Raw genomic sequence first — 19010 nt, forward strand, 5'->3', positions numbered from 1 at the left:
AGGGTGTCCAGCGCGTGCGGGAGCACCGCCCGCGCTGGATACCCTTAGGGCGTGACTGATCAGAGCCCTGTACCCGCGACCGACGACCTCCCCGAGCAGATGCGGGTACGCCGCGAGAAGCTGGACCGCCTGCGCGCCGCCGGCGTCGACCCGTACCCGGTCGGCTTCCCGCGGACGACCACCAACGCCGCCCTCCGCGCCGCCCACCAGGGCCTGGCGGCGGACGTCGCCACCGGCGAGCGGGCCGGGGTGGCCGGCCGCGTGGTGCTCAGCCGCACCGGCGGCAAGCTCTGCTTCGCGACGCTGCGCGACGGCACCGACGACCTCCAGGTGATGCTGTCCCTGGACAAGCTCGGCGAGGAGCGGCTCGCGGCCTGGAAGACCGACATCGACCTGGGCGACCACGTCGGCGTCGAGGGCGAGGTGATCACCTCCAAGCGCGGCGAGCTCTCGGTCCTGGTGGACCGCTGGGAGCTCACCGCCAAGTGCCTGCGCCCGCTGCCGGACAAGCACAAGGGCCTGACCGACCCCGAGGCCCGGGTCCGCCAGCGCTATGTGGACCTGATCGTGAACCCCGAGGCGCGGGAGATGATGCACCTGCGCAGCCGGGTGCTGCGCTCGCTGCGCCGCACCTTCGAGGACCGCGGCTTCCTCGAGGTCGAGACCCCGATGCTGCAGCCGATCCACGGCGGGGCGAACGCCCGTCCGTTCAAGACCCACATCAACGCCTACGACATCGACCTCTACCTGCGCATCGCCACCGAGCTCTACCTCAAGAAGCTGATGGTCGGCGGCGCGGAGAAGGTCTTCGAGATCAACCGGAACTTCCGCAACGAGGGCGCCGACGCGACCCACAACCCGGAGTTCACCGCGATCGAGTCCTACGAGGCCTACGGCGACTACGACACCCAGGCCGAGCTGACCCGCGAGCTGATCGTCAACGCGGCCAGGGAGGCCCTGGGCACCACGGTCGTCCGCGGCCTGGACGCCGACGGGGTGGAGCAGGAGATCGACCTGGCCGAGCCCTGGGAGCAGGTCAGCGTCTACCCCGGGATCAGCGCCCGGCTCGGCGTCGAGATCAGCCCGGAGACCTCGGTGGACGAGCTGCGCAAGCTCGCCGACGAGCACGGCATCCCGTACGAGAAGAAGTGGGGCCACGGCCAGATCGTGCTGGAGATGGTCGAGCGGGTGCTGGAGCACCACGCGATCCGGCCGACCTTCATCAGGGACTACCCGACCGAGGTCTCGCCGCTGACCCGGCAGCACCGCAGCGTTCCCGGCGTGGCCGAGAAGTGGGACCTGGTCATCTTCGGCACCGAGGTGGCCACCGCCTACTCGGAGCTGGTCGACCCGGTCGAGCAGCGGGCCAGGCTCACCGCGCAGTCGCTGCTCGCGGCCGGCGGCGACGTCGAGGCGATGCAGGTGGACGAGGACTTCCTGCGGGCGCTGGAGTACGCGATGCCCCCGACCGGCGGCATGGGCATGGGCGTGGACCGGCTGATCATGCTGCTGACCGGGAAGAACATCCGGGAGACGGTGCTCTTCCCGCTGGTGAAGCCCGACACCCAGCAGTAGGCCTGATCCTGCTGCCCACCCCGGTCCCTGGTTCGCACAGGGACCGGGGTTAGTGTTTTGTACGGACAGGTACCCGTATTCCAGCTGAGGCGGTCCGGAACCATGCAGTACATCGAGGCACTGACCCCCCCGTGGTGATGGCGATCGCCTTCGCGCTGATGATCCGCGCGCTGTTCCGTAACCAGGGCGGTGCCAACGCGGCCAAGGAGGACGCGGTGGCCGAGGCGATCAGCGCCGCCGCCGCGCCGGCCCCCAGGACCGCACAGGAGTAGTAATAGGGCGCGGCTCCCCGTTTTTGTCCCGCAAAGGTGATATTTGCACTGTCAGGTGACCGCAGGGGTTTCCGCCGACTGTAACGGGAAGAGATCCGCGATGGTGCGCCAACTCGGTGAACTCGAGAACGAGGTGATGACCCGGGTATGGCAGTGGAACCGCCCGGTGACCGTTCGCGAGGTACTGGAGGATCTGGTCAGGGAACGGGAGCTCGCCTACACCACGGTGATGACCGTGATGGACAAGCTGTTCCAGAAGGGCTGGCTCCGGCGGGAACAGGAGGGCCGTGCCTTTCGATACGAGCCGGTCTCCTCGCGCGAGGCTTATACCGCCGCGTTGATGAACGACGCCTGGGCGACAAGCGACAACCCGGCGGCCGCGCTGGTGCACTTCTTCGGCATGATGTCCCCGGAACAGCAGGAGGCGCTGCGGGACGCATTGCGGGTCGCCGCTATCCCGGTGCAGCCGGACACCCCGCCGCGATAGCGTCCAGGCATGGAGGTCACCATCCGCCGCGCGCGGACCAGCGATGTACGGGCGGTACGGCGACTTGTCGACGGCTATGCCCGTGAGCGGATCCTGTTGAACAAGCCAACCGTCACCCTGTTCGAATCGGTACAGGAGTTCTGGGTCGCCGAGCGGGACGACAACGCCGAGGTGGTCGCGTGCGGAGCGCTCCACATCATGTGGGAGGATCTCGCCGAGGTCCGCACTCTCGCGGTCGATCCCTCCTGCCGCGGAACCGGCATCGGTCACCGCCTTCTGGAGAAGTTGACGCAGACAGCCCGCTGGATCGGTGTGCGCCGAATTTTCTGCCTGACCTTCGAAGTCGACTTCTTCGCGAAACACGGCTTCGTCGAGATCGCGTCGACCGCGGTCGACGGCGATGTGTACCAGGAGCTGCTGCGCAGCTACGACGAAGGCGTTGCGGAGTTCCTCGATCTGGAACGCGTCAAGCCCAACACCTTGGGCAACACACGCATGCTCTTGCACCTGTGATCCGGGTCCCGGCGGGGGCCGTGGCATGTTCGCTCCGGTACCTGTTCTGCCGAAGGGTTTGAATTTTCGGCGAAAAGAGGGTTTCCTTTCCTACAAGTAATCCATGCTTTTGAGGAAAGGGAAGCCCGTGGCTCAGAAGGTCCAGGTCCTTCTTGTCGACGATCTCGAGGGCGGCGAGGCGGACGAGACAGTGACGTTCGCCCTTGACGGGGTTGCTTACGAGATCGACCTCACGCACACGAATGCGGGCAAGCTGCGCGAGCTGCTCGCTCCGTACACCGACAGCGGTCGGAAGCAGAGCGGCCGGGTCAGTGGCGGCGCCGGCCGCGGCCGCGCCGGGCGGGCCCCCCGTCCGGTCGGCGGCAACCCGGACACGGCCAAGATCCGTGCCTGGGCGAAGGAGAACGGGCACGACGTCAACGACCGCGGGCGGGTTCCGAGCACCGTCCGGGAGGCGTACGAGAAGGCGAACGGCTGACCCCGCCGTCTCCGCCGTGGAGCAGGGCGCGGGCGCAGGCGTCGGCGAAGGTGTCCAGCAGCCGGGGGAGCTCCTCGGCCCGCAGGGCGGCTCCGGCCGGCGTCCCGGCGTCCAGGGCCATCCACGGCTCCGCCGCCCGCTGGCGGGGCACCAGGACCCCTTCCAGGTGCCCCCAGCCGAGCCAGTGCAGCAGGGCGGGAACATCCGCCGCTGACCCGGGCGGCAGCAGCACCAGCAGCCGGTCCCCGCTCACCGTGACGGGACCGGTGGGCCGGCTGCGGCGGCGCATGCGCTCCAGCGCCGCGAGCCCCGCGCCGAGCGGCGCGTCGACCAGGTCGAGCTGATGGGCGGTCACAGCCGGACCAACGGAAGACCGGCGGAACTGGTTACGCTTTCTCGGTGGGCGAACAGACGCGTGGGTACGGCGCGGTATGGAGCCCCCGCCCCCGCGGGTATGAATCCTCTGGTGGGAAGCGCCGCGGACGGTGTTCCGCGGCGTGTCGGAGGGGGCGTTCGCCATCGGCGTAGCGTTTCTGGGTCGATCTGCCTGGCCTGCGGGAACACCATCCCGCAGCATTCGGTTGGAGTCATTGTCTGCCGCTCCGGGCAAAGCGGGGCGGCGGGGTGTCGGCGGTTGAAGTGAGCTGCCCCGGCCTCCGGGACTAGCATGCGGAAGGACTAGGGAGGGGACCGACCCCTCGCTGCCCGACCGCTCTGAGGAGCGTTAACGATGTTCGAGAGGTTCACCGACCGCGCGCGGCGGGTTGTCGTCCTGGCTCAGGAAGAAGCCCGGATGCTCAACCACAACTACATCGGCACCGAGCACATCCTCCTGGGCTTGATCCACGAGGGTGAAGGTGTCGCCGCTAAGGCCCTGGAGAGCCTCGGGATTTCGCTCGAGGCGGTCCGCCAGCAGGTTGAGGAGATCATCGGACAGGGGCAGCAGGCCCCTTCCGGCCACATCCCCTTCACTCCTCGGGCGAAGAAGGTCCTGGAGCTGTCGCTCCGCGAGGCCCTCCAGCTCGGCCACAACTACATCGGGACCGAGCACATCCTGCTCGGCCTCATTCGCGAGGGCGAGGGCGTGGCGGCCCAGGTCCTGGTGAAGCTCGGCGCCGACCTCAACCGGGTCCGGCAGCAGGTCATCCAGCTGCTCTCCGGTTACTCGCAGGGCGGCAAGGAGTCGGCCACCACCGGCGGCCCCACCGAGGGCACCCCCTCGACCTCCCTGGTCCTGGACCAGTTCGGGCGCAACCTGACCCAGGCTGCGCGCGAGGCCAAGCTCGACCCGGTGATCGGGCGCGAGAAGGAGATCGAGCGGGTCATGCAGGTGCTGTCCCGCCGCACCAAGAACAACCCGGTGCTGATCGGCGAGCCCGGCGTCGGCAAGACCGCCGTCGTCGAGGGTCTGGCCCAGGCGATCGTCAAGGGCGAGGTGCCCGAGACGATCAAGGACAAGCAGCTCTACACCCTCGACCTGGGCGCACTCGTCGCCGGTTCCCGCTACCGCGGTGACTTCGAGGAGCGCCTGAAGAAGGTGCTCAAGGAGATCCGCACCCGCGGCGACATCATCCTGTTCATCGACGAGATCCACACCCTGGTGGGTGCGGGCGCCGCCGAGGGCGCGATCGACGCGGCTTCGATCCTGAAGCCCATGCTCGCCCGCGGTGAGCTGCAGACCATCGGCGCCACCACGCTCGACGAGTACCGCAAGCACCTGGAGAAGGACGCCGCGCTGGAGCGCCGCTTCCAGCCGATCCAGGTGGCCGAGCCCTCGCTCAAGCACACCATCGAGATCCTCAAGGGCCTCCGCGACCGCTACGAGGCGCACCACCGGGTCTCCATCACCGATGCCGCCCTCGTCGCCGCGGCGACCCTGGCCGACCGCTACATCTCCGACCGGTTCCTGCCGGACAAGGCCATCGACCTCATCGACGAGGCCGGCTCGCGCATGCGCATCCGCCGCATGACCGCGCCGCCGGACCTCCGCGAGTTCGACGAGAAGATCGCCGACGTCCGCCGGGACAAGGAGTCCGCGATCGACGCGCAGGACTTCGAGAAGGCCGCCTCCCTCCGCGACAAGGAGAAGCAGCTCCTCACGGCCAAGGCCAAGCGGGAGAAGGAGTGGAAGGCCGGCGACATGGACATCGTCGCCGAGGTCGACGAGGAGCTGATCGCCGAGGTCCTGGCCGTGGCCACGGGCATCCCGGTGTTCAAGCTCACCGAGGAGGAGTCCTCGCGGCTGCTGCGCATGGAGGACGAGCTGCACAAGCGCGTCATCGGCCAGAAGGACGCGATCAGGGCGCTCTCCCAGGCGATCCGGCGTACCCGTGCGGGTCTGAAGGACCCGAAGCGCCCCGGTGGCTCGTTCATCTTCGCCGGCCCGTCCGGCGTCGGTAAGACCGAGCTGTCCAAGACGCTCGCCGAGTTCCTCTTCGGCGACGAGGACGCGCTGATCCAGCTCGACATGTCCGAGTTCAGCGAGAAGCACACCGTCTCGCGGCTGTTCGGCTCCCCTCCCGGCTACGTCGGGTACGAGGAGGGCGGGCAGCTCACCGAGAAGGTGCGCCGCAAGCCGTTCTCGGTCGTCCTCTTCGACGAGGTCGAGAAGGCCCACCCGGACATCTTCAACTCGCTGCTGCAGATCCTGGAGGACGGTCGGCTGACCGACTCCCAGGGCCGGGTCGTCGACTTCAAGAACACGGTCATCATCATGACCACCAACCTCGGCACCCGTGACATCTCCAAGGGCTTCAACCTGGGCTTCTCGGCCCAGGGCGACCTGGCGAGCGGGTACGAGCGGATGAAGACCAAGGTCGGCGAGGAGCTCAAGCAGCACTTCCGCCCCGAGTTCCTCAACCGTGTCGACGACATCGTGGTCTTCCACCAGCTGCCCGAGGAGGACATCCTCCAGATCGTCGACCTCATGGCGGCGAAGGTGGACGGCCGGCTGCAGGACCGCGACATGGGTCTGGAACTGACCCCGGCCGCCAAGTCCCTGCTGGCCAAGCGCGGCTACGACCCGATCCTGGGCGCCCGGCCGCTGCGCCGGACCATTCAGCGGGAGATCGAGGACGTGCTGTCCGAGAAGATCCTCTTCGGCGAGCTGCGCAGCGGCCACATCGTGGTCGTGGACGTCGAGGGCGAGGGCAAGTCGGCGAAGTTCACCTTCACCGGCGCGGACAAGGTCGCGGTGGCGGACACGCCGCCGGTCGCGGCCTCCGGCCCGGACCTCAGCAAGGGCTGACGCTGTACTGAGTGAGTGAAGGGCCCGGTCTCCCGTGAGGGAGGCCGGGCCCTTTCGCGTTTCCGTCAGGGCAGGTCGAAGCGGGTGACCGTCGGGACATGGCTCTTGCGGATGCCGAAGATATTGGGGGAGACCGGGCCCCGGTGGCAGTGGATCTCGACCGCGCAGTCCAGCAGCCCGCCCAGCCGCTCCCGGACCTGCGCCTCGATGCCGTCCAGGCCGGGGGCCTCGATCCGCAGGGTGCGGAGGCCCGGATAGGCCCGCGCCACCTCGCGCAGCGCCCCGAGCCCGTCCGGGAGCAGCAGCTGCAGCTCGGTGACCTGGGGCAGCGGCTGCTGGTCGCGCAGGTCGTCCAGGTGCTCGTTGATGGTCCTGACCGTGCGCAGCCGGGCCAGGCCCGCCAGCGCGCCGCGCCAGAGCACCGGCAGCCGCTGGGCGTCGAAGGAGAGGAACTCCAGGGCGGTGACCGTGCCCAGCAGCTCGGCCAGCCTCGGTCGGGAGGCCTCGAACTGGCCGATGTGCAGCTCCCGCAGCCCGGCCGGGAGCCGCAGGCCGGGCAGTGCCGACTCCGGGGTGGTGGCCGCGGCGAAGGTGCGCAGCGCATGGGCGTCCGCGAGCGCCTCGGGGTGGGTCAGCTGGGGGTTCCAGTGCAGGTAGAGCTGCTCGACCCCGCTCCCGGCCAGCGGGGCCAGGCTGGTCACCTCGTGGCAGTTGCTGATCCACAGCTCGGTGGGCGCCGAGCGGCGCAGCACCGGCCCCAGGTCCAGCGGGTGGGGGTGGTCGTGGATCCGCAGCTCGATGAGGCCGGGGGGCAGCGCCAGCAGGTCGTGGGCCGTCAACAGCGGCCCCGAGCACTGGAGCCGGGAGCGGCCGCCGAGGGCGGTGAGGAAGTCCAGCTGCTCCCGGGACTGGGCCACGAAGTGCAGCGAGTCCCCGTGCTTGAGCGGGGCGATCACCTGCTCGCCGTACTCGCGCAGGTCGAAGCTGTCCCAGGCCCAGGCGAGCTGGTCCCGCACCCCCAGGGAGCTGTGCCCGGTGTACTGGCTGAGCAGCGGGATCGCCCGGCTGCCGGCCACCGCGGCGGCGGTGATCACCACGGCTCTGGCGGTGGCGTTGTCCAGGCCCTCGGGTCCTGGCAGCAGGTCGAGCACCACGGGACCCGCGCCGGCCAGCTCCTTGGCGTCCTCGTCGTTGTGCGGCGGGACCAGCCGGGCGGCGGCCGCGGTCACCTCCTGCCGGACCGCCGGGTCCAGCTCGGTGGCGTGCTCCAGCGCGGCCGCCGCCAGCAGCCACAGCCGGGCCTGGTGGGCCGGCTCCAGCTCGGCCTGGGCGAGCAGGCCGCGCAGCAGCTCGGCGCGCTCGCGCGGGCGGGCGTGGCCGACGGCCATCCGCACCACGTCCTCCCACTGGTCGTCATGGGCGTTGCGGCAGAGCACCCCCAGGCTCTCGTCCTCGACGGCGGCCCTGGCGGCCAGGTAGTCCTGGAAGGTCCGGTGGATGAAGTCGACCGTCTCCGCGGTCGGCCGGCGCAGCAGGCCGCTGCGGACCAGGAGGTGGCCGAGCACCTGCTCCGGGGTGCCGGTGAGGGACGGCATCGCGGGCAGGGCGGCGGCGATGATCTTTTCCGCGAGCTCCTGCCGTATCTCCACCTGGCCGTTGCCGGCCAGCCAGTAGGCGAGCCGCTGGAGCAGCTGGATCTGCTGCTCGGCCGACAGCGCGAGGCCGTCCGGGCTGCTGATCCCGCGCTCGCGGTCGCGGCGGACCAGCAGCATCTCCAGGGCGGCGGCGTACAGCTCCATCCGGCCCTCGGGGAGGTAGCCGCGGCGGTCCCGGTTCAGGGCGCAGATCAGCGCGCACAGCAGCGGGCTGGTGGCCAGCCGGCCCAGGTCCTGCTTGCTGACCACGGCCGCGGTGAGCACGTCCCGCCAGTGCTCGTAGTGCTCGCCGCGGCCCGCGGTGGCGTGCCAGCGGGCGATGAACACGGCCACGTCGCCGCGGCTCATCGGCAGCAGCTCCAGCTCGGTGAAGCCGGCCCGCGCCAGCCAGCCCTCGCGGACCGCGGCCGGGCGGGTGGTGACCACGTAACGGGCGTCGGGGTAGGCGGTCATCAGGTCGGTGAGCCAGCTCCTGGTCCGCTCCCGGTCCGCCTCGGGGACCTCGTCCACCCCGTCCACCAGCAGCAGGATCCGGCCGCGCGCCATCTGCTCGGTCACCCAGCCGATCGCCTGGGGGTGCCCGGCCAGCGGTTTGGCGACGACGGAGAGGAACTCCTCGGGCGAGGGCAGCTCCTCGCGCCGGGCGATCGCCCGCAGCCGGATCAGCAGCGGGACGCAGTCGGCCAGGTCGGCCAGCGACTCCGGCAGTTCCTGCCGCGCGGCGGCGGTGCCCAGCCACTGCAGCAGGGTGGTCTTCCCCGACCCGGCGGAGCCCCGGATCAGGATCCGCCGGTGCCCGGACAGCGCCTGCTCGGCGCGCTGGGCGACCGGGGGGAGGTCGTCGCCCTCGTGGACGGGGGCGCCGCCGAGCAGCTCCAGACTGAGGTAGCTGGTGTCCAGCGGCCAGGACTCGCCGTCGTCGCCGCCCCGGCTGAGGCCGATGATCTGCACCGTGCCGAGCTGCTTGACCAGGTAGGAGCGGAGGCTGTCCTCGAAGGTCGTGCGGGTCGGTGGCGGATCCAGGATTCCCCAGGTGGCATTGTGGTCGGCCTTGTAGCAGGCCTGGTGGAATCCAGGAGCGGTCAGGATCGCCCGAGTCGGCGTGATCTCCAGCCGCCCGTGCTGCCACTGACTGGGATCCGCCCTGACGATCCCGACGAGGTTGTCTTCGAGGAACACCGCCGCGCCGGAGAAGCCGGCCCAGGGCGATCCACCTTCGGGCCGGAGCTGAGGCGCGCCGTGCAGGCTGTCGAGCACCTGTCGGCCCCGCAGCATCCCGGACGCGGGTTTCAGTGTGCCGACGAGCTGCTCGCTGTCCAGCTCGCCGTGGCCGTCACGCTGCACAAAGGGGAAGCCCACGGCGAAGGTGCCGGCCCGGGGAGTCAGGTCGTCGACCCGGCCCCAGACGAGCCGTTTGGACTCCAGGAAGGTGCTCGGTGACACCACGTCGTGCCCGGCGAGGAGCAGGGCCGCGTCGCAGTCGTCGTTGTACGCCGACCACAGCACCTCACAGGGAACCGGGCCGGCAGCACCCGGAACGATCACTGTCGGACGTCCCTCCCCGAGGAGGTGGGCCGCCGTCAGAATCAGCCGGTGTGTGAGCAGGTACCCGCTGCCCTGGCTCGCGCCGAACACCGCCGCGACGCGCTCCCGCTGTGGATGCGCCATGTCAGTTGCCCGTGTTGAACCGTGAGGTTCCGCCGTGCGTCTGCTCCCCGACTTCGAGCGGGCCGCCGGTCGCGGCGTCCTTGGGGGTGAGCGTGAAGGACACCCGGTGGGTGTTCCCGCGCGCGGCCTTGGCCTCGGCGTCGGCGCTCAGCACCCAGGCCTTGACCCCGCCCTTGACCCCGGCCTCGCGTCTGATCTCGACGGCGAACTCCATCTGGATCGGCCCCACCTCGAACCGCACGGCCGACCCGGCCCCCTCCAGGGCCGCCTGCGTCAACTGCTCGCGCACGGCCCGTACCGCGGCTGAGAGTTCGATCTCCTCGAAGTCGGACATACGGTCTCGCTCCCCCTGGGTCCATAGTGTGTGATGAAGGTACGACAGGTCACGGGCCGCCGTCCGCGGAACGAAAGGGCAGCAGCATGGCGGAGATCCGCAGGGCCACCACTGTCGCCGAGGTGGTCGCCGCCGAGGGCCTCTACGACGGGCCCGCGCGCCAGGACGCCGCCACGCGGTTCCTGGCCTCGCCGGAGCACCATCTGCTGATCGCCTACGACGGGGACCGCCCGCTGGGGTTCGTCAGCGGGGTGGAGGTGACCCACCCCGACAAGGGCACCGAGATGTTCCTCTACGAGCTGGCGGTCGACCAGGCGCAGCACCGCCGGGGCATCGGCCGGTCGCTGGTCGCCGCGCTCGCGCAACTCGCCCGGGACCGCGGCCTCTACGGGATGTGGGTGCTGACGGACCGGCACAACGCCGCCGCGATGGCGACCTACCGCTCGGCCGGGGCCGACGCGGACGAGGACTGTGTGATGCTCACCTGGAACTGGCCGGTCGGGAAGACCGGACCGGGCGGGCCGGCCGCGGGCTGACCCGCAGCTCGTCCAGGGCGGCCCGGACCAGCCCCGCCACCCGTCCCGGCTCCAGCGCGTCGGCCCAGCGGAGCCGCAGCAGCCGGTAGTCGCCGCCGCCCGAACCGTCGCCGCCGCCCGAACCCGCGCCGGTCCTCCCGTCCGCGTCGCCGAGCAGCGGGCGGCGCAGCCCCCGGCGCCAGCAGAGGGCGGCCCGCAGCACCTGCCGGCCGCGGGCGTCCAGCAGCCGGTACTGGAGCTCGTCCGGCGGGACCCCGCCGCGGATGCAGTCGAGCCGGGAGACCGACTCCAGCGCGGACTCGGCCCGGCCGTCGGCGAGCGGGAGCAGCCGCCGGGCCCGGTCGGCCCCTGCGCGGTAGCGCATCGCCCGGTCCACCTCGCCGAGGTCCGGCAGGACGCCCTGGTGCAGGGCGGAGTCCAGCAGGCTGAGGGCCTGGTCCTCCGGGATCCGGAGCAGCAGGTCGGCCAGGGTGCGGGCGGGGGCGGTGACCGGCAGGCCGCGCATCCTGACCACCTCGCCCGGGGCGAGGGCGGCGATGTGCAGCCGCAGCCGCAGATCCGGCCGGGGGTGCCGGCCGCGCGGGAGCAGCAGGTCCACATGGGGCATCTCCCGGGGCAGCCCGGCCAGCCGGAGCAGCCGGGCGGCGCTGCCGAGGGCGATCACGCTGCTGGGCCCGCAGCGCAGATGCGCCGCCCAGAGCCGGGCCAGCAGCGGTGGCGGCCCGTCCGGGTCGAAGCCGCCGGTGAGGTAGACGCCCTGGTGCAGGGCCTGCCAGCGACCGCGCTGGACCAGGGCGCGGACCTGGTCCCGGGTCAGCCCGGCCTCCTGGGCCTGGCGGCGGAGGACCACGCCGCCCTGGCGGCGGGCGAGGGCGGCAAGGGTGCTGCTGGTGGAGGAGTTCATGGGACGAGACTGCCGTCTGCCGTCCAGCACCGCATCTGCGGCCTGTGGATAACTAACGACCAGTCATATCAACGCATTACGAATCGGTTTGCGCCCCGGCCGCGATCGCCTGCTCGACCTCCTCGATCCGGTCCGCCTCCTCCGCGGCGAACCGCTCCGCGTCCAGCTGCTCGGCGATCTCCTCGTCCTGGTGCATCAGCAGATCCAGGTTGGAGTCGCCCAGTTCGAGTACGCCCATGTCCACATAGGCCTGCTGCAGTTTGGGGCCCCAGAGGCCGATGTCCTTGACGCAGGGCACTATCCGGGAGAACAGCAGCTTGCGGAAGAACTGCAGGTACTCGCTCTGCTCGCTCAGCTCCTCGGCGTCGGCGAGCGGGATGCCGAAATTGGTCAGCACCTCGACCCCGCGCAGCCGGTCCCGCATCAGATAGCAGCCCTCGATCACGAACTCCTCGCGCTCGGCGAGTTCGGCCGAGCTGAGCTGGGCGTAGTAGTCGCGCAGCGCCATCCGGCCGAAGGCGACGTGCCGGGCCTCGTCCTGCATCACATAGGCCAGCAGCTGCTTGGGCAGCGGCTTGGTGGTGGTGTCCCTGAGCATCCCGAAGGCGGCCAGGGCCAGGCCCTCGATCAGCACCTGCATGCCGAGGTACGGCATGTCCCAGCGGGAGTCCCGCAGGGTGTCCCCGAGCAGCGCCTGCAGGTTGTCGTTGATCGGGTAGAGCATCCCGATCTTCTCGTGCAGGAAGCGGGAGTACAGCTCGGCGTGCCGGGCCTCGTCCATGGTCTGGGTGGCGGAGTAGAACTTGGCGTCCAGGTCCGGGACGGACTCCACGATCCGGGCGGCGCAGACCATGGCGCCCTGCTCCCCGTGCAGGAACTGGCTGAACTGCCAGGAGGCGTAGTGCCGGCGCAGGTCGGCGCGTTCGGCGCTGTTGAACTTGGCCCAGTACGGGCTGCCGTAGATCGACATCGCCTCGTCCGGGAGGCCCAGCGGGTCGTAGGGGTCGACCTCCAGCGACCAGTCGATCCGCTTGACCGCGTCCCACTGCTTGTCCTTGCCCTTCTGGTAGAGCGCGAGCAGGCGGTCGCGGCCGTCGTCGTACTCCCAGTTGAAGCGGGCGGCGCCGGACGCGGGGACGGTCCAGATCCCCTCGGCGACGGGCGTGGTGTAGCGATCGTGGGTCGACATGGAGACGCTCCTCGTCGTGTGCGTTGCTGGGCGGTGCAAGGACACGAGAGGAGCGTCACACGAAGTTACTGACGGGTCAACAGGTCAGGATCGGCCAAAACGACCGGGTCCGGGGGAGTCAGCGGGACGGGTAGAGGGAGTAGCCGGGGAAGTTGCCGTACAGCTTCTCGTCCGCGCCCTCGGGGCCGTGGCTGACGGCCTGGACCAGCAGGTCGCCGCCGACGAAGGCGCCCTTCCAGGACGCGCCGAGGCCGCCGAAGACCTCCTCGCGGTCCCCGCGCGAGCGGGGGGCGTTGACGCCGACCTTGAAGGCCATCAGGTCCGGGGCGATCCTGGCCGCGAACTCCGGGTCGTCGGTGGCGATGCTGGCGACCAGCGAGCCGTTGCCCGCGTTCATCGCCGCCAGCAGCTCCGACTCGGTGTCGACCAGGATCACCGAGTCCAGCGGGCCGAAGGGCTCGGCGTGGTGCAGCGACCAGTTCGGCGGCGGGCTGAGCACCGACGCCGGCGCGATGTACGCGCTGAGGTCCTGGCCGGGCAGGAAGGCGCCGTCGGCCAGGCTGCCCCGGTGCAGCGGGACGGCCCGGGAGACCACCGCGTCGTCGAAGTGGCGGGTCAGCTCGGCGGCCTTGGCGGCGTGGATGACCGGGCCGAAGTCCAGCTCGGGCAGCGCCGCGTCGGCGTCGGCGACGGCCAGCGGGTGGCCGAAGCGGAGATTGCCGAGCACCGCCAGGTAGGTCTCCAGGAAGGCCGGGAACAGCCGCCGCTGGACCACGTACCTGGGGTAGGCGGTGCAGCGCTGCTTGGCGTACTCGAAGCCCTTGCGCAGGTGCGCGGCCAGCGCGGGCCAGTCGCTGTAGTCCCATACGCCCCAGGTGTTCAGCCCCTCCTGCTCCAGGAAGTGGCGCCGGCCGAGGTCGGCCAGCGAGGTGGCCGCGCGGCGGCCGTTGGCGCGTCCGCCGACGAAGGCGAGCGCGCCGAGGCCGGGGGAGCGGATCAGGGCGTCGGCGATCTGCGAGCCCATCCCGGAGAGCAGGGTGACCGGCAGCCCGGCGCGCAGCATCAGCGCGTGCGCCAGGGTGAGGCAGTGGAAGCCGCCCTGCGAGGGGGTCTTCGCTATCACCGCGTTGCCGGCCAGCAGCTGCACCAGCTCGGCGTGCACCTGGACGCTCATCGGGTAGTTCCAGCTGGCGATGTTGGACACCGGGCCCGGCAGCGGCACCCGTCCGGCGAGCTGGCGGTCGATGTTCTCCAGGTACCAGCGCACCCCGTCCAGGGCGCGGTCCACGTCGGCGCAGGCCAGCCGCCAGGGCTTGCCGATCTCCCAGACCAGCAGCATCGCCAGCAGGTCGCGGTGCTCGGCCAGGGCGTCGACGGCGGCGGAGACCCGGGCTTTTCGCTCGTCCAGCGGGGTGCGGGACCAGGCGCCGTGCTGGGAGACGGCGAAGTCGACGGCCGCGGCGGCCTCGGCGATGTCGATCCGGGGCGGTCCGGGGATCGGCGTGCCGTCGACCGGGGTGGTGTGCTCGCCGGGGGTGCCGACGGCATGCCACTCGCCGCGGACCAGGTTCAGCAGGCGGTCGGGGGTGAACGCCTCGGGCGCGGCGGCGAGGCAGCGGGCGTAGGTCTCGTCCCAGGAAGTTCCGGGCTTCAGCTGCAGGGTCACGGTGGCGCTCCTGTCGAGAGGGAGGAGGTGCACGTACCGGGGCAATGAGCTCGCGATTGATGCGGATCGAAGCGAGGTGGGCTCAGGGTGGCACGGGCCGCTCGAGGGCGGTACGGGGCCTCGCCGCTGTGTGGCCCTTCTCACGGGGGCCCGGCGGCCCTACGGACGGCCGTAGTAGTTGACGGCTGGACGATCCCGGGGCGGCGGGCGGGCGGCGCGGGGGTGCGGCGGCGCAAGGGGACCAAGGGCCCGAGTCCGTCGACTATGCGCCATCGTCGTGCGGATCTGCCGATTGGTTTGGACCACTGTGTCCCGATTGGTTACAAACGATGGTCTTACCCCCGAGCCTGAGGACGAGGTCGAACCGCTGATGCATTGCGCCCATGGTAGGCACGCCCGAGTCGCTCGGCATGCCCACAGGAACGCCGTCCTCGCCGCCTGTGCCCGCTGCGGCGGACGTACGGCGATGACCGGCGCGGCGATCGCCGCGCTGCTGACGTTCGGGGTCCCGGCCTCGGCCGGTGCGGCCGAGCCGGCGGCCGCGCCCGCGCCCGCCGCGGCCAGGACGGCCGCGGCCAAGCCCAAGGCGGTGGCCGCGCCCAAGCCCAAGACCGCTGCCAAGGCGGCGGCCAAGCCGGTGGCCAAGCCCGCGCCCAAGCCCAAGACCTGGGACGCGCCGATCCCGGGCGCGCCGATGAGCGAGGCCTACGGGGTCAGCGACAGCGGCTACGCCGCCGGGTACCACACCGGTACCGACTTCGCGGTGGACGTCGGCACCCGGGTCGACGCCGTCACCGCCGGCACCGTCGTCTCGGCCGGGTGGCAGAGCAGCTACGGCAACGCCGTGGTGCTGCGGCTGGACGGCGGGGACTACGCCCTGTACGCGCACCTGTCCGCGTTCACGGTCCACCAGGGCCAGCGGGTCACCGTCGGCCAGCAGGTCGCGCGGTCCGGCAACACCGGGAACTCCACCGGCCCGCACATGCACTTCGAGCTGCGGACCAGCAACACCTACGGCGCCGTCACCAACCCGCTGACCTTCCTGCGGGCGCACGGGGTCAGCGACTTCTGAGCGCGGGGCGGGGTCACCCCAGGGGTCACCCCGCGGGCGGCTTGCCGATCCGTTCGGCGATGTCCAGCGCCACCCGCAGTGCGATCTCGCGGCGGCCGAGCTGGTCCGGCAGGTCCGCCACCGCCAGCTCCGGATCGTCGGCGCAGGCCTGGCCGATGAACTCGGTGACATTGATCGCCATCAGCGAGATCGACGCCCTGACCCGGTCCTCGAAGGTCGGCTCGGGGCCCTGCATCAGCCGGGTGAGCGCGATCATCCGGTCCTTGAAGCGGGAGCCGGTGCTCAGCTCCCGGATGGTCGGCTGGTTCTCGTGGAAGAACCGCAGCAGCGGCAGCTGCCCGGACATGCCCTCGGCGAAGCGGCGGACGATCTCGTCCCGCAGCTCGGGGCTGTACTCCTGCTGCTCGCCCCAGGCGATGGCCTCCTCGATGGGCGCGGACATGCTGTCCACGATCCCGGCGAGGATGTCCTCCTTGGTGCGGAAGTGGTAGTACAGGGCCGCCTTGGTGACGCCGAGTCGATCCGCGATCTCGCGCAGCGAGGTCTTGTCGTACCCGTGCTCGGCGAACAGCTCCAGGGCGACGTCGAGGATGCGCGCCCGGGTGTCCCCGCGAGGTGTCTGGGTGGTCATCGCTCCGCCTGAGTGCCTGTCCGGTGAGAGTCCTGCTCGATGCTGCTCGCTGTGGTTCGATCCACCGCCGACCGGTTCCCGCAGGTCCGCCGGGGGCGGCGAAAAGCGGGTTGACGGCCGTTGCTCCCTGAGCTTACCGTGCCGCTGACAGGGGTACTAGCCGGGCGGCAGGTAAGTTCGCGTGTGGGGAGAGCTCGAATGGCTCAGGACCAGATTCCACAGCAGGATCAGGCGACGGGGGACGGGGGTGTACCCGATCCCGACGCGCAGGTGATCCGCACGCCCCGGGAAATCCGGATCGTGCTCAGCGGGCTGCTGATCGCGATGCTGCTGGCGATGCTCGACAACATGATCGTCGGCACCGCGATGCCGACCATCGTCGGCGACCTCGGCGGCGTCAACCATCTTTCCTGGGTGGTGACTTCGTACATCCTGGCGACCACCGCCTCCACCCCGATCTGGGGCAAGCTCGGCGACCTCTACGGTCGCAAGGGCATCTTCATGGCCTCGATCGTGATCTTCCTGGTCGGCTCGGCCATGTCCGGGGTCTCCCAGAACATGAACGAGCTGATCGGCTCCCGCGCGGTCCAGGGCCTGGGCGCGGGCGGGCTGATCGTCGGCGTGATGTCGATCATGGGAGCGATGGTGCCGCCGCGGGAACGCGGCAAGTACCAGGGCATGTTCGCCGCGGTGATGGCCGTGGCCATGATCGGCGGGCCGCTGGTCGGCGGCACCATCACCGACCACCTCAACTGGCACTGGATCTTCTTCATCAACCTGCCGCTGGGCGCGCTCGCGCTGGTCGTCGTCGCGATCACGCTGCACCTGCCGAAGCAGCGGTCGCAGGCCCGAATCGACTACGCGGGCGCGGGTCTGCTCACCGTCGCCATCGTCGCCCTGGTCCTGGTCACCACCTGGGGCGGCCAGACCTACGCCTGGGGCTCCTGGCAGATCGCCGGGACGCTGGTGCTCGCCGCCGTCTCGCTGGCCTGGTTCCTCCGGGTGGAGCAGCGGGTGGCGCAGCGCGGCGAGGAGCCGGTGCTGCCGCTGCACGTGTTCCGCAACCGCAACTTCAGCCTGATCTGCGCGCTCGGCTTCGTGGTGGGCTTTGTGATGTTCGGTGCGATCACCTTCCTGCCGCTCTACCAGCAGAGCGTCCAGGGCGCGTCGGCGACCAACTCCGGGCTGCTGCTGATGCCGATGATGCTGGGCATGCTGGTGGTCTCGCTGGTCGTCGGCCAGGCGGTGACCAGGACCGGGCGCTACAAGATCTACCCGGTGATCGGGACGCTGCTGATGACCACCGGGCTGCTGCTGCTGTCCCGGCTGGACGTCCACACCAGCAAGACCACCTCCGCCCTGTTCATGGTGGTGCTGGGGGCCGGGATGGGCTTCCTGATGCAGATCACCATGCTGGTCGCGCAGAACAGCGTCCCGCTGCGGGACATCGGCGTCGCCTCCAGCAGCTCCACCTTCTTCCGCAGCATCGGCGGCTCGTTCGGCGTCTCACTGTTCGGCGCGCTGTTCAGCTCCCGGGTCACCAGCACCATGGCGGAGCGGCTCGGCGCCGGCGGCAGCCAGGCCGTGGCCGGGCACGCCCAGCTGTCCCCGGCGATGCTGGTGCACCTCCCGGCGCCGGTCAGGGACGCCTACGACCACGCGGTGACCAACGGGGTGCACAGCATCTTCCTGTGGGGCGCGCTGTTCAGCGTGGCGGGGATCGCGGTGGCGGTGTTCCTGCAGGAGGTGCCGCTGCGGGCCACGCCCAAGCCGGCCGCCGAGGAGCTCCAGCCGGTGGTGGGCGCCGAGGCCTGACCCGACGTCAGCCCTCCTTTCGAGCTCAGCCCGGCAGCCGGTAGACCCCGGGGGCGACCGGTTCCACCAGCCCGTCCGCGACCAGGCCGTCCAGGGCGCGGGCGCGCTGGACCGGCTCCGGCCAGACCGCGTCCAACGCGGCCTGCGGGACGTCGGTGTGGTGGTCGGCCGCGCGCAGCACCGCGAGCAGCTTGCCGCGCACCTGACGGTCCGTCCCCTCGTAGGTCTGGCCCCGGCGGGCCGGGCCCTGGTACGGCGGGCTGCCGGCCAGCCGCCAGGCGCAGCTGTCCGCCACCGGGCAGTGACCGCAGTCGGGCGTCCGCGCGGTGCAGACCAGCGCGCCCAGCTCCATCACCGCGACGGCCCAGGTCGCGGCGGTCTCGGCCGGCTCCGGCAGCAGTGCGTTGGCGGTCCTGCGCTCGGCGGCGGTGGTCGCGGTCGGCGGGAACTCTTGGCCGTCGACCAGCCGGGCGAAGACCCGGCGGACATTGGTGTCCAGCACGGCATGCCGCTGCCGGTGCGCGAAGGAGGCCACCGCGGCGGCGGTGTACTCGCCCACGCCGGGCAGTGCGAGCAGCTCCGCGTGGTCGGTCGGCACCTCGCCGCCGTGCAGCTCGGTGATCGCCACGGCGGCCGCGTGCAGCCGCAGCGCCCGGCGCGGGTAGCCGAGCCGTCCCCAGGCCCGGACCGCCTCGCCGGAGGGCGCGGCGGCCAGCGCGGCCGGGGTCGGCCAGCGCTCCATCCACTGCGCGTACATCGGCAGCACCCGCTTCACCGGGGTCTGCTGGAGCATGAACTCACTGACCATCACCGCCCAGGGCCCCGCGCTCGGCTCCCGCCACGGGAGTTCCCGGGCGTGGGCGGCGTACCAGGCGAGGACGGTGCGGTGCAGCGCGGTGTTGTCAGTCATGGCGCTGTCGATCCTCGCACACGCGGGGTCACCGCCGAGTCACCGGAACGGTGGCGAA

Annotated in this window: 17 protein-coding genes; 9 read left to right on the forward strand and 8 right to left on the reverse strand. The window is 71.0% G+C overall.

What is annotated here, in order from left to right; translation table 11 throughout:
• The first annotated feature begins 51 nt into the window (after positions 1–51).
• The 5 genes from lysX to ACXKR8_RS29400 all read left to right on the forward strand — a co-directional run bounded on the left by lysX (position 52) and on the right by ACXKR8_RS29400 (position 3325).
• Positions 52–1575, forward strand: a complete 1524-nt coding sequence (lysX, locus tag ACXKR8_RS29380; protein ID WP_458267592.1) for a bifunctional lysylphosphatidylglycerol synthetase/lysine--tRNA ligase LysX — start codon at positions 52–54, stop codon at positions 1573–1575.
• 137 nt (positions 1576–1712) lie between these two features.
• On the forward strand, positions 1713–1847 hold the full coding sequence (locus ACXKR8_RS29385) for a hypothetical protein (protein ID WP_462099910.1): 135 nt from the start codon (positions 1713–1715) through the stop codon (positions 1845–1847).
• Between the two features lie 100 nt (positions 1848–1947).
• The gene (locus ACXKR8_RS29390) at positions 1948–2334 is read left to right on the forward strand and encodes a BlaI/MecI/CopY family transcriptional regulator (protein WP_458267594.1); all 387 of its coding nucleotides are present in this window, start codon (positions 1948–1950) and stop codon (positions 2332–2334) included.
• Positions 2335–2343: 9 nt separating this feature from the next.
• Entirely contained in the window at positions 2344–2847 is a 504-nt protein-coding gene (locus tag ACXKR8_RS29395) for an amino-acid N-acetyltransferase (protein ID WP_458267595.1), read from the forward strand.
• 127 nt (positions 2848–2974) lie between these two features.
• On the forward strand, positions 2975–3325 hold the full coding sequence (locus ACXKR8_RS29400) for a histone-like nucleoid-structuring protein Lsr2 (protein WP_458267596.1): 351 nt from the start codon (positions 2975–2977) through the stop codon (positions 3323–3325).
• Here ACXKR8_RS29400 and ACXKR8_RS29405 read toward each other — a convergent pair.
• Entirely contained in the window at positions 3264–3680 is a 417-nt protein-coding gene (locus ACXKR8_RS29405) for a hypothetical protein (RefSeq protein ID WP_458267597.1), read from the reverse strand. The genes ACXKR8_RS29400 and ACXKR8_RS29405 overlap by 62 nt on opposite strands.
• A gap of 375 nt (positions 3681–4055) precedes the next feature.
• Between ACXKR8_RS29405 and ACXKR8_RS29410 the strand changes: the two genes are divergently transcribed.
• Positions 4056–6572 carry an ATP-dependent Clp protease ATP-binding subunit gene (locus tag ACXKR8_RS29410; RefSeq protein WP_458267598.1) on the forward strand — a complete coding sequence of 839 codons (2517 nt, stop codon included), beginning with the start codon at positions 4056–4058 and terminating at the stop codon, positions 6570–6572.
• A 65-nt stretch (positions 6573–6637) separates the two neighbouring features.
• Here ACXKR8_RS29410 and ACXKR8_RS29415 read toward each other — a convergent pair whose 3' ends face one another.
• Positions 6638–9895 (reverse strand): NACHT domain-containing protein, encoded by a 3258-nt coding sequence (locus ACXKR8_RS29415; protein WP_458267599.1) that lies wholly within the window; start codon positions 9893–9895, stop codon positions 6638–6640.
• Position 9896: 1 nt separating this feature from the next.
• Entirely contained in the window at positions 9897–10229 is a 333-nt protein-coding gene (locus ACXKR8_RS29420) for a trypco2 family protein (protein ID WP_458267600.1), read from the reverse strand.
• A gap of 86 nt (positions 10230–10315) precedes the next feature.
• On the opposite strand from ACXKR8_RS29420, the gene ACXKR8_RS29425 reads away from it, so the two are divergent.
• Positions 10316–10765, forward strand: coding sequence for a GNAT family N-acetyltransferase (locus ACXKR8_RS29425; RefSeq protein ID WP_458267601.1), 450 nt, complete (start codon positions 10316–10318; stop codon positions 10763–10765).
• On the opposite strand, the gene ACXKR8_RS29430 is transcribed toward ACXKR8_RS29425, so the two are convergent.
• The 3 genes from ACXKR8_RS29430 to ACXKR8_RS29440 all read right to left on the reverse strand — a co-directional run bounded on the left by ACXKR8_RS29430 (position 10710) and on the right by ACXKR8_RS29440 (position 14524).
• Positions 10710–11669, reverse strand: coding sequence for a type IV toxin-antitoxin system AbiEi family antitoxin domain-containing protein (locus tag ACXKR8_RS29430; protein WP_458267602.1), 960 nt, complete (start codon positions 11667–11669; stop codon positions 10710–10712). The genes ACXKR8_RS29425 and ACXKR8_RS29430 overlap by 56 nt on opposite strands.
• Positions 11670–11745: 76 nt before the next feature.
• Positions 11746–12858, reverse strand: coding sequence for a ferritin-like domain-containing protein (locus ACXKR8_RS29435; protein ID WP_458267603.1), 1113 nt, complete (start codon positions 12856–12858; stop codon positions 11746–11748).
• A 118-nt stretch (positions 12859–12976) separates the two neighbouring features.
• Positions 12977–14524: an aldehyde dehydrogenase family protein gene (locus tag ACXKR8_RS29440; protein WP_458267604.1), complete on the reverse strand. Its 1548-nt coding sequence runs from the start codon at positions 14522–14524 to the stop codon at positions 12977–12979.
• Positions 14525–14990: 466 nt separating this feature from the next.
• On the opposite strand from ACXKR8_RS29440, the gene ACXKR8_RS29445 reads away from it, so the two are divergent.
• Positions 14991–15596: a M23 family metallopeptidase gene (locus ACXKR8_RS29445; RefSeq protein ID WP_458267605.1), complete on the forward strand. Its 606-nt coding sequence runs from the start codon at positions 14991–14993 to the stop codon at positions 15594–15596.
• A gap of 25 nt (positions 15597–15621) precedes the next feature.
• Here ACXKR8_RS29445 and ACXKR8_RS29450 read toward each other — a convergent pair whose 3' ends face one another.
• Positions 15622–16227 (reverse strand): TetR/AcrR family transcriptional regulator, encoded by a 606-nt coding sequence (locus tag ACXKR8_RS29450; protein WP_458267606.1) that lies wholly within the window; start codon positions 16225–16227, stop codon positions 15622–15624.
• A 198-nt stretch (positions 16228–16425) separates the two neighbouring features.
• Between ACXKR8_RS29450 and ACXKR8_RS29455 the strand changes: the two genes are divergently transcribed.
• Positions 16426–18042, forward strand: coding sequence for an MDR family MFS transporter (locus tag ACXKR8_RS29455; protein WP_458267607.1), 1617 nt, complete (start codon positions 16426–16428; stop codon positions 18040–18042).
• Positions 18043–18067: 25 nt separating this feature from the next.
• Here the strand turns inward: ACXKR8_RS29455 and ACXKR8_RS29460 are convergent, their stop codons facing one another.
• Entirely contained in the window at positions 18068–18952 is an 885-nt protein-coding gene (locus ACXKR8_RS29460) for an HhH-GPD family protein (RefSeq protein ID WP_458267608.1), read from the reverse strand.
• Between the last annotated feature and the right edge of the window lie 58 nt (positions 18953–19010).

Source organism: Streptacidiphilus sp. PAMC 29251 (genome assembly GCF_054208735.2).

Excerpts from the sequence above, each read along its gene's own strand:
- ACXKR8_RS29385 (WP_462099910.1), top strand. The coding sequence starts at position 1,713 with ATGGCGATCGCCTTCGCGCTGATGATCCGCGCGCTGTTCCGTAACCAG.
- ACXKR8_RS29390 (WP_458267594.1), top strand. The coding sequence starts at position 1,948 with ATGGTGCGCCAACTCGGTGAACTCGAGAACGAGGTGATGACCCGGGTA.
- ACXKR8_RS29395 (WP_458267595.1), top strand. The coding sequence starts at position 2,344 with ATGGAGGTCACCATCCGCCGCGCGCGGACCAGCGATGTACGGGCGGTA.
- ACXKR8_RS29410 (WP_458267598.1), top strand. The coding sequence starts at position 4,056 with ATGTTCGAGAGGTTCACCGACCGCGCGCGGCGGGTTGTCGTCCTGGCT.
- ACXKR8_RS29415 (WP_458267599.1), bottom strand. The coding sequence starts at position 9,895 with ATGGCGCATCCACAGCGGGAGCGCGTCGCGGCGGTGTTCGGCGCGAGC.
- ACXKR8_RS29420 (WP_458267600.1), bottom strand. The coding sequence starts at position 10,229 with ATGTCCGACTTCGAGGAGATCGAACTCTCAGCCGCGGTACGGGCCGTG.
- ACXKR8_RS29425 (WP_458267601.1), top strand. The coding sequence starts at position 10,316 with ATGGCGGAGATCCGCAGGGCCACCACTGTCGCCGAGGTGGTCGCCGCC.
- ACXKR8_RS29430 (WP_458267602.1), bottom strand. The coding sequence starts at position 11,669 with ATGAACTCCTCCACCAGCAGCACCCTTGCCGCCCTCGCCCGCCGCCAG.
- ACXKR8_RS29435 (WP_458267603.1), bottom strand. The coding sequence starts at position 12,858 with ATGTCGACCCACGATCGCTACACCACGCCCGTCGCCGAGGGGATCTGG.
- ACXKR8_RS29445 (WP_458267605.1), top strand. The coding sequence starts at position 14,991 with ATGACCGGCGCGGCGATCGCCGCGCTGCTGACGTTCGGGGTCCCGGCC.
- ACXKR8_RS29450 (WP_458267606.1), bottom strand. The coding sequence starts at position 16,227 with ATGACCACCCAGACACCTCGCGGGGACACCCGGGCGCGCATCCTCGAC.
- ACXKR8_RS29455 (WP_458267607.1), top strand. The coding sequence starts at position 16,426 with ATGGCTCAGGACCAGATTCCACAGCAGGATCAGGCGACGGGGGACGGG.
- ACXKR8_RS29460 (WP_458267608.1), bottom strand. The coding sequence starts at position 18,952 with ATGACTGACAACACCGCGCTGCACCGCACCGTCCTCGCCTGGTACGCC.